Origin of the sequence: Empedobacter sp. UBA5987 (assembly GCF_002429865.1) — a bacterium.
Classification (GTDB): domain Bacteria; phylum Bacteroidota; class Bacteroidia; order Flavobacteriales; family Weeksellaceae; genus Empedobacter; species Empedobacter falsenii_B.
This window is the reverse complement of the sequence record NZ_DJBB01000008.1, coordinates 39,734-51,622: the sequence shown is the minus strand read 5'-3', so window position 1 is coordinate 51,622 and position 11,889 is coordinate 39,734. Positions and strand designations below refer to the sequence as shown.

The window sequence follows — 11,889 nt, the reverse complement described above, 5'->3', positions numbered from 1 at the left end:
ATAATTTGGAAATTATAAAATTATTTTTATTTTTATCAATGTTAAGTTTAAGTTAAAAAATAGTAGAAATGAATGTTAGACACCCATTTTTTATTTATGTATTTAGTTTTATTTTAGTTGTGATTGCTGGTTTTACTAAGATTTTAGAATTTGAATCTGCAGATTTATTATTAAATACTACGTTTACAATTTCTGTAATCTCTTTAATTTATGTATTAATTCGTTTGAAAAAGTCAAGAAAAAAATATACGGATTTAGCGAATTAATACATAATATTAAATAAAAAAGCAACGATTATTTCGTTGCTTTTTTTGTTAAATACTGTTCAAACTTTAATCCTTTTATGTTATAAGGATCAAATCCTTTGTATAAATCTTCTAACAATTGCATTACTTGAAAATAAGTAAATAATACTGAATATGAAGCTTGTTCTTGATAAACAGGGATTTCTACTAAAAATAAAAATCGATCATATTTCGAAATCTGAACAGTATTCCCATCTTGATTCATCAAACCAATATAACTTCCGTCATAATCAGGTAGGTTATGAAAAATCTCAATAGCTTGTGATAAACTACCTTCTAAAGGTAATTCAGTTTCGACCAGTAAGTCGTCAGCGTAATTTTCAAAGAATATTTTCACATTGCAAAAGTAAGAAATTTTAATCTATTTTAAGGAATTCCTTTTTTTTCGGGTTATAATTATTAAATTAGCAATCAAATTATGGAAAAAATGAGTTACGACATTATAGTTATTGGAAGTGGTCCTGGAGGATACGTTGCAGCAATTAGAGCAGCACAATTAGGTAAAAAAGTAGCAATCGTAGAAAAAGCTGAATTAGGAGGAATCTGCCTTAACTGGGGATGTATTCCTACAAAAGCTTTATTAAAATCTGCTCAAGTATTCAAATACTTAAATCATGCAGAAGATTTTGGAATTAACTTACCTTCAGATATTTCATTCGAATTTGGAAATGTAGTTTCTCGTAGTAGAGGAGTGGCGGATCGTATGAGTAAAGGTGTTCAATTCTTGATGAAGAAGAACAAAATTGAAGTGATTCAAGGTGAAGCAAAAGTTTTACCAGGAAAAAAAGTAAAAGTTACTGCAGCAGATGGTTCTGTTAGCGAATTATCTTCAGAAAATATAATTATTGCAACTGGTGCACGTTCTCGTGAATTACCTGCATTACCACAAGATGGTAAAAAAGTAATTGGTTACCGTGGTGCATTAGCAATGGAAAAACAACCAAAATCAATGATTGTTGTAGGTTCTGGTGCGATTGGAGTTGAGTTTGCTCATTTCTACAATACATTAGGAACAGAAGTTACAATTGTAGAGTTTTTACCACGCATTGTAAATGTTGAAGATGAAGATATTTCTAAACAATTGCAATTATCTCTTAAAAAATCTGGAATCAATATCTTAACAAATGCAGAAGTTACAGGAGTTGATACAACTGGAGATTTAGTAAAAGCAACAATTAAAACTGCTAAAGGTGAAGAAATTATCGAAGCTGAAGTTGTTTTATCTGCTGTTGGTGTTGTTCCAAATACAGAAAATATCGGTCTTGAAGAAGTTGGTATTGCAACTGAAAGAGGTAAAATTGTTATCAATGATTTTTGTGAAACATCTGTAAAAGGATATTACGCAATTGGTGATGTTGTAAAAGGAGCAGATTTAGCACACTTAGCATCAGCACAAGGAATTTTATGTGTTGAGCATATTGCTGGCGAAAAAGTTGAGCCAATTGACTACGGAAATATCCCAGGTTGTACATATTGTTCACCAGAAATTGCGTCTGTTGGGCTTACAGAAGCAAAAGCAAAAGAAGCAGGTTACGAAGTGAAAGTTGGTAAATTCCCATTCTCTGCAAATGGAAAAGCTGTTGCAAATGGAGCTGCTGATGGATTCGTAAAAGTTGTTTTTGATGCGAAATACGGTGAATTGTTAGGATGTCACATGATAGGTGATGGTGTTACTGAAATGATTGCTGAAGCAGTTGTTGCACGTAAATTAGAAACGACAGCACACGAAATTATGAAATCTGTACATGCTCACCCAACAATGGCAGAAGCTATTATGGAAGCGGTAGAAGATGCATACGGACATGCAATTCATATTTAAAAAATATAATTATAATTTATAGTTGAAGCAGCCTTTTGGCTGCTTTTTTAATTTTACCAAATCGTTAATTTTTTGCGTCTTGTATATTGATTTAGTTTTTTAACTATCTTTACAGAAATAATTTAAAAAAATACAATATGAAAAAATTCTATTCTTTAGTAGCAGTTGCTGCGTTATCAACATTATCATTTGCTCAATCTCAAGAAACTGTTATTTTCAAATTTGCTGATTTAGGATATGCGAATGCTCAAGATGTAACTACTGGTAACATTATTGCTGGTAAAATTACTTTTGAAGCTTTAGCAAATGGAGCAAGTAATACTCCAAAATATTATACAACAGGAACAAGTTTGAGATTATATTCAAACAATTCAGATGGTAATGGAAATTCTTTAGCTGTAAAAGCTGTAGGAACTTTAAAAATTAATTCTGTAAAAATTGTAACGGATACTTATCAAGATTATGCTCCTATGAGTGCTGTAATTACAGTTGACGGTGTTGTAGTTCCAACTGTAAAAGACCCTGCAAATCCTAATATTTATGTAGTTAATACGACTACTCCTGCTTCAAATATTACGATTAAAAATGGTCAAACAGGAACTTCAGCGCAAATTAGAATTCAAAATTTAGAAATTGTTTACACAGGATCTTTAGCTACAGTGGACTATTCTGAAGCAGCTAAAGCAGTTTCTAATACATTATGGACAAATACAGCTTCTTTCAATGTAAAAGATAAAACTACTGTAGAAGTTTATAATATAAACGGACAATTAGTAAAAACTTTTGAAGTGAAAGGAATTCAGTCTGTTGATGTTTCTTCATTAGTTAAAGGAACTTATGTGGTTAAAACAACTTCTAACGGAAAATCTTCTACTCAAAAAGTAGTAAAAAAATAAGAAAGAATATATTCTTAATCTAACAAAAAAGCGATTCAGTTTACTGAATCGCTTTTATTTATTCTTTTAATTTCTGAATCTTAAAACCTGCATCTGTCACGGCTTCCACAACCTCTTCTTCATCTTCGGTTGTTGTCACAGTCAGTACTTTTCGTTCATCAGAAGTATCAACTTTCCAATTGTCTTCACCAACAGCTTCGTCCAAAAAAGGTTTTACAGATTTGATACAGCTTTCACAATTTATATTTGTTTTGAATTTCAATTCGCTCATAACTTTACAATTTAGACTCAAATTTATAAAGATTTCATAAGATTAAAAAAACGTTTAAGTAATATTTGATTTCGAAATTTAAATAAAAATCAATGAAGCGTAATCTTGATGTTGTTGTTATTTCGGATGTGCATTTAGGAACTTTTGGTTGCAAAGCACAAGAGCTGTTAGCTTATCTACAGTCAATCAATCCAAAAAAAATTATTCTCAATGGCGATATTGTGGATATTTGGAATTTCAAGAAGAGTTATTTTCCAGAAACGCATCTTCAAATCATTAGTTATTTATTGAATTTATCTGAACAAGGAATTCCAATCGTTTATATCACTGGAAATCATGATGAACTGTTGCGTAAATTTACGACAATGCGTTTTGGGAATATTCTTTTAACGGATAAATATATGTTGAAACAGAATGATAAAATCGCATGGATTTTTCATGGAGATGTGTTTGATGCCTCGATTCAACATTCGAAATGGATTGCAAAATTAGGTGGTTGGGGTTATGATAAATTAATTCAGTTGAATTATTTTATCAATAAATGTTTAGAATTTTTTGGAAGAGAACGTTATTCGTTGTCTCAAAAAATTAAAAACTCAGTTAAAAAAGCGGTGAAGCATATCAATGATTTTGAACAAACTGCTGCTGAATTAGCGATCGAAAATGAATATGATTACGTGGTTTGTGGACATATTCATCAGCCACAATTGCGAAAAGTAAAAACGGATAAAGGATCGTGTGTGTATATGAATTCGGGCGATTGGATTGAGAATTTATCGGCTTTAGAATATATAGACGGAAATTGGTCAGTGTTTTATTTTGAAGAACACAAACATACTTTGATGCAAAATTTAGAAGAAATCGAGTTCAATTATTCGTTAGATGAACTGATTGTTTCAATTCTCAATAAAAAATAAATGAAAATTTTATACGCTTTGCAAGGAACAGGAAATGGACATTTGGCTCGTGCGCAAAAAATGTTACCAATCCTTGAAGAATATGGAGATTTGAATGTTTTTGTGAGTGGTTCTAATTCACAATTACAACTCGAAAATTATCAATTTAAACATCACAATGGCTTGTCGTTGTTTTATAATCAGCTTGGGAAAGTTTCGTATAAACGAATTTTTAAGGAGAATAGTTTTAAATCTTTTTGGAATGAAGTGAATCATTTTCCAATTGAAAAATATGATTTAATTATTAATGATTTTGAGCCAATTACGGCACATGCAGCTCGAAAGAAAAAGATAAATATTGTTGGTTTGAGTCATCAAGCTTCATTTTTATTTGATGAAACACCAACAGTGAAAAATAAAACGGGCGAAACGATTTTAAAATATTACGCACCAACTTCTAAGTATTACGGTTTTCATTTCGAAGAATATAATGATGCTATTTTTTTACCAATCATTCGAGATAAAATTAGAGCATTGCGTCCAAAACGAAAAGATTACTATTTGGTGTATTTACCAAGTTTTCATCCAACAGAAATTATGGAGAAATTATCACTGATTAAAGATTCAAAATGGAAAGTTTTTTCACCTTTTGTGAAAGATGTTACGCGTCAATTTAATGTTCAAATTTATCCAATTGATGAACGTCTTTTTACTAGAACTTTAGAAAATTGTAAAGGAGTTTTGTGCGGTGCTGGTTTCGAATTGCCTGCCGAAAGTATTTATCTTAAAAAGAAGCTTTTTGTGATTCCGATTAAAGGTCAATACGAACAATTATGTAATTGCGAAGCTTTAAAAATGATTGGCGTTGATTATTCATATGATTTGAATGTTGAACAATTGCAATGTTGGGTGGATTCGAATAAAATTATTGAGAAAGATTTCCCAGATCAAACTGAAGAAATCATTCAGAAAGTAATTTTAGAAGCGTCTCATTAATTATTTTTCCAGAATGCTGGCGTAAATAAAATTAAGATTGTATAAAGCTCTAATCGTCCTAAAACCATTAGAAAACAACATAATAATTTTGCATTATCTGTTAAAGAATTCATTGAGGTACCCGGACCAAATTCGCCAATTCCCGGACCTACGTTTCCTAAAGTGGAAGCAGTTAATGTTAAAGAGGCCAAAATATCTTGGAAACTCATTGTTATACCATAATTCAAAAGCGCAAACAAAATAGAACTCACAATCCATGTAAACATAAACATGACAAAGAATGCCATGACGTGGAAAACGATAGATTGATTCAGTGAACGATTGTTATAACGAACAGGAATAATTGCGTTTGGATGTAAAATACGCTTAAATTCGATCCAACTATTTTTTAATAAAATGACGTGTCTGATAACTGTAATTCCTCCAGATGTAGAACCTGCCGAACCTCCGATGAAGAACAAAGAGAAGAAAATAAGTGTGGTTACGGTTAACCAACTTGTGTAATCTTCCATTGCCAAAGCGGTTGTAGATGCGATAGAAACGACGTGGAATAATGAGCTTCTGAATGAATGTTCGAAGTTAAACCAGGAATAAGTTTCGACGGAATAGCTAGGGTAAATATTAAAAAATAATACGACAAAAACGATAAATGTAACGACAGCAAGTAAGCCAACCCACCAGCGAAATTCTTCATTTTTCCACACTTTTTTGAATTGTCCTTTAATCAATAAATAAATCAAAGCGAAGTTTGTTCCGCCCAAAAACATCATCACGATTAGTACATATTGAATAAAAACATTGTTATTCCAATACATCAAACCTTCATTTTTAGTAGAAAAACCTGCGGTTGCAATCACACTCATCGAATGGTTTGCAGCATCAAATAAATTCATTCCACCAAAATAAAGCAACAATGCAAAAAAAGCAGTTAATCCTAAATAAACTAACCAAAGGTTTTTCGCTGTTTCTGTAATTCGAGGGTGAATTTTATCCGTATAAATTCCAGGCGCTTCTGCCATAAAAAGTTGTCGACCACCAATTCCAAGAAACGGTAAAATCGCAATCGTCAAAACGATAATTCCCATACCACCAATCCAATTGGTTGTACTTCGCCAAAATAATATACTTTTTGGGAGACTTTCTACATCATCATAAATTGATGTCCCAGTCGCTGTATAACCAGAAACGGTTTCGTAAATAATGTTGACAAAACTAAAATTTTCATTGATGATATGATCGTTTGGTAGAAATATTAACGAGGTAACATAGGGTAAACACCCCGAAAGAATCAAGAAAAGCCATCCGACACAAACCACGATATAACCTTCGCGTTTGTTGATGTGTTTTCTTCTGTCACGCGTAAAATACATCATTGCAGCTCCCGACAATCCCACTAAACTCCCCGAAACTAAAAAAGGGTAGAGTAGATGATCATTAAAATAAATGCTGACACATGTTGCAATAAACATAAAGAGCGCATTTAATAGTAATAAAACACCCGAAAGATTCAGGATTACTTTGATGTTAAGTGATTTCATTATTTAAAATATTTGGTCACTTTTGGAATTAAATTCGCTTGACTAAAAACAACGACGTGATCTTTTGGTTCGATAATGAAATCTTTTGTTGGAATAAATCCATCATTTCTGCGAACAATTCCAGCAATAATAGCACCTTCTTTAAACGGAAAATCGCTTACTTTTTTGAATGCGATTTCAGAATTTTCGTGAATACGGAATTCTAAAACTTCAGCATCTAAATCAGAAATTCCTGTTACATCCATCACAGAACCTTGTCGAATATAACGGAAAATACTATCTGCGGTTAAGAGTTTTTTATTGATAAAAGCGTTAATTCCAACTTCTTGACTAAGATGTATATAGTCGATATTTTCGACCAAAGCAATTGTTTTTTTAACGCCTTTTGATTTTGCCAAAAGACATGACATAATATTCGTTTCCGAACTTCCTGTCACAGCGATAAAAGCATCCGAATCAGAAATACCTTCTTCCAATAACAATTCTCCATCTCGACCATCACCATTGATAATCAAAATGTTATTTAAATCATCAGCTAAATCAAAAGCTTTGTTTCTGTTGATTTCTAATAACTTAACGTTGTGTTTGTTGTCTTTTAAAAGTTTGGCAACTTTGACACCAATACTTCCTCCTCCCAAAACAATTACATTTTTGAAATATTCTTGTTTCTTTCCAAGGATTTTATAAACTTCTAAAATTCCAGCTTTTTTGACAATAAAATAAACGTGATCATCTATTCTAAATTCAGTTTCAGCTTCAGGAATAATGGTTTGATACTCGCCACGTTCGTTGCTACGAATTATTGCAATTGGCATCAAAAGATTGTCTTCGCCACCTTTCGTCGTCAAATACATGTCTTTGTACTGCTTGTCCAAAATTTTACAATCCGCATCCAAAACAGTTCCAACCATAAAAAGTTGACCATTTGCAAACGGATGCATCGCATTGAAAGCAGATTGTTGAACAAGAGAATAAATCTCATCAGCCGCTAATTTCTCAGGGCTAATTAATGCATCAATTCCCATTCCTTGAACCCAAAATTGATTTTCTTTGTAAAGAAATTCAGGATTCGAAATTCGAGCTAATGTGCGTTTTGCCCCTAAATCTTTCGCAATCGAAGCACTTGTAAGGTTTGTGTTTTGAAGATGAGTGACCGATATAAAAATATCTGTATCATCAATTCCAACTTCTCGCAAAGCCTTGAAAGAAGTAATATCACCACGATAAGCCATTACATCTAACGAGTTTTCGATCATCAACAATTTGTCCTTGTCCATGTCCATGATGACGATGTCGTTCATTTCATTAGAAAGTAATTTAGCCAAATGAAAACCAACTTCTCCAGCACCTCCGATTAATATTTTCATGAAAGAAATTTAGGATAAAACTATTTTGACGTTTCTTTTTGTCCCATTAACATTAGAAACGATTTCAAGAATTCGTCTATATCACCGTTCATTACAGCATCTACATTACCTGTTTCAGTTCCTGTTCTGACGTCTTTTACCAATTTGTATGGATGCATCACATAATTACGAATTTGAGAACCCCATTCGATTTTCATCTTATTTGCCTCAATCTCATTACGTGCGGCCATTTTTTTCTCTAACTCAATCTTATACAATTCAGATTTTAACATCTCCATTGCACGCTCACGATTGGCTAACTGAGAACGTTCAACCTGACAAACAACCACAATTCCTGTAGGTTTGTGCGTTAACTGAACTTTTGTTTCAACCTTATTTACATTTTGTCCTCCAGCTCCTCCAGAACGAGACGTTTGTAATTCGATATCTGCAGGACTAATTTCAATCTCGATTGTATCATCCACAATTGGCGAAACATAAACCGAAACGAAACTTGTGTGACGTTTTGCATTACTATCAAAAGGCGAAATACGCACCAAACGATGTACACCATTTTCTCCTTTCAGATAACCGAAAGCAAACTCGCCATCCACTTCTAATGTTACCGTTTTTACACCCGCAACATCACCCGCTTGATAGTTTAATTCTTTTACTTTATATCCATGTTTTTCGGCCCACATCAAATACATACGCATCAACATAGAAGCCCAATCACAAGATTCTGTACCTCCAGCTCCCGCAGTAATTTGAAGAATTGCACCAAGATTATCTCCTTCTTCTGAAAGCATATTCTTGAATTCTATATCTTCTAAAAGCTTGGCAACAACATTATATTGTTCCATAACTTCTTCGTCACTAACTTCACCTTCGCGGTTAAATTCTACTAAAACTTCGACATCATTTACTACATTTGCAATCGTTTGGTATTCATCGATCCATTTCTTTTTACCACGCAAAACTTTCATAAAAGCTTCGGCTTCTTTCGGGTTGTTCCAAAATTCAGGTGAAGCAGCATGCTCTTCTTCATTTTGCACTTCGATTTCTTTTTGTTCGATTTCCAAATATTCGTGCAAATCTTGTGTACGTTTTTGGATGTCTTTTAGTAATTCGTTGTTAAACATAATTGCAAATGTATAAAAATAGGGGATTTTATGAACACGAGGTTAAGCATTAATCACTTTATCATCTTTTCCGTTCCAAGAAAGAATTTTATAAGTAAAACCGTCTTCCGTTTTAATTTCTTGGTCTTTCAGCATCAAAAAAGTATCGTCCCAATCACCATCATCATAACTAATTACCCAGAATAATTGGTTGAACAACAAACCTTCCAAAATATACAAAAGTTCCTCCACAGAATCTACTTCGTAAGTTGTAAAAGGAAAAGAAGATTTGATCCAAATCTTATCATCATCCGAAGTCTGAATATAAAGATCACCAAAAGTCGATTTGTATTCATTCTCGATATGGAATTCTAATAATTCGGTATCTTTTTTGTGAAGCCCTGTAAAATCTGGAATTGCTTCAATGATTTGATTGTATATTTTGATTGAAAAATCGTTCATCTTTCTAAAATTAGCTTGCAAAAATAAACGATATTATCTAATTCTGACACGATATTTATGTTCAATAAATCGAAAAAAGTTAAATAATTTGTATTCAAAATCATAACCATAGTCAACAGAAGGATCTAAATCTATACTTACTGCATACAAATCTGGATTATATGTCATTGGTTGCATATGTCGTTGATTCCAAATCATTACATATTGGCGATTTTTTTGTTCGTAATATTCTTTTGAATAATATTCTTTGGGTAATGCAGTTGTTTTTAAATAAATATCATATTGAGGATCAAATACAACAATATCATAATCGCCATCTTCATTCGGCTCGAATTTTAATGAATTCTCATCTTTATTCGGCACTGAATTTTGTGTAGATTGATTGGTTGTACAAGCAAAGAATAGGAGAGAAACGCTGATAAATAAAAATAGCTTTTTCATAATCTTTAATTTAGTTAAATTTACTAAAAAATAACGATATGTACACGATTTTGCATAATTCTCGCTGTGGGAAAAGCAGAGATGCGATGAAAGTTTTAGAAGAATCTGGAAAAGATTTTGTAGTAAGAGAATATTTGAAAGAACCTTTAACGAAAAATGAATTGAAGGAAATTTTGACTAAACTAAATTTAAAACCAATTGATATTGTGCGTACAAATGAGGAAGATTGGAAAGCAAATTTTAAAGGAAAAGAACTTTCTGATGATGAAGTTTTGAATGCTTTGGTTGAATATCCAAAATTGATTCAACGTCCGATTGTAACAGATGAAAAAAATGGAGTAGTAGGTCGTCCAAAAGAATTAGTAGAAGATTTTATTAAATAAAATTGGTTTGATAATTGTTAGTATTTCTAAAACTAAACATAAAAAGCTATGAAAATTTTAGAAGCATTAACAAAAAATCACACCGAGAAAGGAACTAAAATAGGTCTTTTAACAACTGCAGCTACAACAGGCGTAACCGTTGCTAAATTTCTAGGAAAAAGGTCTATTTATGGAATAATTGGAGGGATTGCTGTGACATTGGCAGCAGAGTATATCCGAAAAAAATACGAGAAGAAAGTTGAAGCAGAGAATGAAACTGTTTTAGAGAATAAATAAAGAAAGCCACTCAATTTGAGTGGCTTTTCTACTTATTTTGAATAGATAAATTATTTATCTAAAACTTCCATATCAAAATATAAAGTTGCGTTTGGTGGAACAACACCTCCAGCACCTCTTGATCCGTAACCTAATTCAGCAGGGATAATTAAGAAAACTTTAGAACCTCTGTTGAACATTGTTAATGCTTCCATCCAACCTTGGATTAATCCTGTTACACCAACTGTTGCGTCTAATGGTTGATTGCGATCGTAAGATGAATCTAATTTTTCACCATCGTTTAAGCGTAAAGTATAATGTACTTGGATTGGATCTCCTTGAATTGGTTTTGCTCCGTTACCTTCTTCTAAAATTACATATTTTAATCCAGAAGGAGTTGATTGAGCTTTTGCTTCTAATTCTTTTTGACGAGCAATTTCTGCATCTTTTTCAGCTTTTGCTTTCGCTTCAGCTTCAGCTTGTTTTTTTGCGTGATTAGCTTTTGCAGCTTCAAATGCTTCAGCTCCGTTGTATTTAGCATATTTATCACCTTTACGAGCGATTTCTACTTTCTCAATTACAACTGGAACGACTGGTTTATCACTTGGCGTTTTTTCTACATTTGCAATAGAATCAACTACGTCTAAACCTTCTACAACTTGTCCGAAAATAGTGTGACGTCCGTCTAACCATGGTGTAGGAACTTCTGTGATGAAGAATTGAGAACCGTTTGTAGCTGGTCCTGAATTTGCCATAGATAAAACACCTTTTTTGTCGTGTTTTAAAGTTGGTTCAAACTCATCTTCGAAATCGTAACCAGGTCCACCTGTACCAATTCCGTCTGGATCACCACCTTGAATCATAAAATCTTTAATTACACGGTGAAAAATGATTCCATCATAAAAAGGAACTCCTTTTGCTTTTGCTTTATTTTCTTTTGTACCTTCTGCTAATCCAACAAAGTTAGCAACCGTCATTGGCGCTTCTTCTTCGTATAATTTGATTGTCATTGCACCATGATTTGTTGTCATTTTTGCATACAATCCGTCTTCTAAACTTTTAAATTCTTCTTTACTCATCGATTTTGGAATTTTAACGCCACAACTAACAAGGGTAGTGATGACAGTTAAGATTAATAATATTTTTCTCATTTTAACTTT

At 32.5% G+C, this 11,889-nt stretch carries 15 protein-coding genes; 7 read left to right on the top strand and 8 right to left on the bottom strand.

Going from position 1 to position 11,889, the window contains the following annotated elements; translation table 11 throughout:
• Positions 1-68 precede the first annotated feature (68 nt).
• A complete protein-coding gene (locus B3J26_RS00935) occupies positions 69-266 on the top strand; it encodes a hypothetical protein (RefSeq protein WP_038335852.1) in 198 nt (65 codons plus the stop codon).
• A gap of 28 nt (positions 267-294) precedes the next feature.
• Here the strand turns inward: B3J26_RS00935 and B3J26_RS00930 are convergent, their stop codons facing one another.
• The gene (locus B3J26_RS00930) at positions 295-642 is read right to left on the bottom strand and encodes a hypothetical protein (protein WP_038335851.1); all 348 of its coding nucleotides are present in this window, start codon (positions 640-642) and stop codon (positions 295-297) included.
• Between the two features lie 90 nt (positions 643-732).
• On the opposite strand from B3J26_RS00930, the gene lpdA reads away from it, so the two are divergent.
• Positions 733-2,124: a dihydrolipoyl dehydrogenase gene (gene lpdA, locus B3J26_RS00925; RefSeq protein WP_291072778.1), complete on the top strand. Its 1,392-nt coding sequence runs from the start codon at positions 733-735 to the stop codon at positions 2,122-2,124.
• Positions 2,125-2,261: 137 nt separating this feature from the next.
• Complete coding sequence (locus tag B3J26_RS00920) at positions 2,262-3,020, top strand: T9SS type A sorting domain-containing protein (protein ID WP_291072728.1); 759 nt, start codon at positions 2,262-2,264, stop codon at positions 3,018-3,020.
• A gap of 58 nt (positions 3,021-3,078) precedes the next feature.
• Here B3J26_RS00920 and B3J26_RS00915 read toward each other — a convergent pair whose 3' ends face one another.
• Positions 3,079-3,291: a hypothetical protein gene (locus B3J26_RS00915; protein ID WP_291072727.1), complete on the bottom strand. Its 213-nt coding sequence runs from the start codon at positions 3,289-3,291 to the stop codon at positions 3,079-3,081.
• Positions 3,292-3,383: 92 nt separating this feature from the next.
• On the opposite strand from B3J26_RS00915, the gene B3J26_RS00910 reads away from it, so the two are divergent.
• Together B3J26_RS00910 and B3J26_RS00905 are read left to right on the top strand one after the other, a co-directional pair.
• Positions 3,384-4,208: a UDP-2,3-diacylglucosamine diphosphatase gene (locus B3J26_RS00910; RefSeq protein WP_291072725.1), complete on the top strand. Its 825-nt coding sequence runs from the start codon at positions 3,384-3,386 to the stop codon at positions 4,206-4,208.
• The gene (locus tag B3J26_RS00905) at positions 4,209-5,183 is read left to right on the top strand and encodes a glycosyltransferase family protein (protein ID WP_291072724.1); all 975 of its coding nucleotides are present in this window, start codon (positions 4,209-4,211) and stop codon (positions 5,181-5,183) included.
• On the opposite strand, the gene B3J26_RS00900 is transcribed toward B3J26_RS00905, so the two are convergent.
• The 5 genes from B3J26_RS00900 to B3J26_RS00880 are packed head-to-tail and all read right to left on the bottom strand — an operon-like array spanning position 5,180 to position 10,091.
• Positions 5,180-6,721 carry a TrkH family potassium uptake protein gene (locus tag B3J26_RS00900; protein WP_291072722.1) on the bottom strand — a complete coding sequence of 514 codons (1,542 nt, stop codon included), beginning with the start codon at positions 6,719-6,721 and terminating at the stop codon, positions 5,180-5,182. The genes B3J26_RS00905 and B3J26_RS00900 overlap by 4 nt on opposite strands.
• Positions 6,721-8,088, bottom strand: a complete 1,368-nt coding sequence (gene trkA / locus B3J26_RS00895) for a Trk system potassium transporter TrkA (protein ID WP_180906656.1) — start codon at positions 8,086-8,088, stop codon at positions 6,721-6,723. Before trkA ends, B3J26_RS00900 begins: the two co-directional genes overlap by 1 nt.
• 20 nt (positions 8,089-8,108) lie before the next feature.
• Positions 8,109-9,209, bottom strand: coding sequence for a peptide chain release factor 2 (gene prfB, locus B3J26_RS00890; RefSeq protein ID WP_291072721.1), 1,101 nt, complete (start codon positions 9,207-9,209; stop codon positions 8,109-8,111).
• Positions 9,210-9,251: 42 nt separating this feature from the next.
• Positions 9,252-9,650, bottom strand: a complete 399-nt coding sequence (locus tag B3J26_RS00885; RefSeq protein WP_038335837.1) for a hypothetical protein — start codon at positions 9,648-9,650, stop codon at positions 9,252-9,254.
• Positions 9,651-9,683: 33 nt separating this feature from the next.
• On the bottom strand, positions 9,684-10,091 hold the full coding sequence (locus B3J26_RS00880; RefSeq protein WP_291072719.1) for a DUF6146 family protein: 408 nt from the start codon (positions 10,089-10,091) through the stop codon (positions 9,684-9,686).
• 38 nt (positions 10,092-10,129) lie between these two features.
• On the opposite strand from B3J26_RS00880, the gene B3J26_RS00875 reads away from it, so the two are divergent.
• Complete coding sequence (locus B3J26_RS00875) at positions 10,130-10,474, top strand: arsenate reductase family protein (protein ID WP_038331194.1); 345 nt, start codon at positions 10,130-10,132, stop codon at positions 10,472-10,474.
• A gap of 48 nt (positions 10,475-10,522) precedes the next feature.
• Positions 10,523-10,750 carry a hypothetical protein gene (locus B3J26_RS00870; RefSeq protein WP_038331196.1) on the top strand — a complete coding sequence of 76 codons (228 nt, stop codon included), beginning with the start codon at positions 10,523-10,525 and terminating at the stop codon, positions 10,748-10,750.
• A 50-nt stretch (positions 10,751-10,800) separates the two neighbouring features.
• On the opposite strand, the gene B3J26_RS00865 is transcribed toward B3J26_RS00870, so the two are convergent.
• A complete protein-coding gene (locus B3J26_RS00865; protein ID WP_286495213.1) occupies positions 10,801-11,880 on the bottom strand; it encodes a peptidylprolyl isomerase in 1,080 nt (359 codons plus the stop codon).
• Between the last annotated feature and the right edge of the window lie 9 nt (positions 11,881-11,889).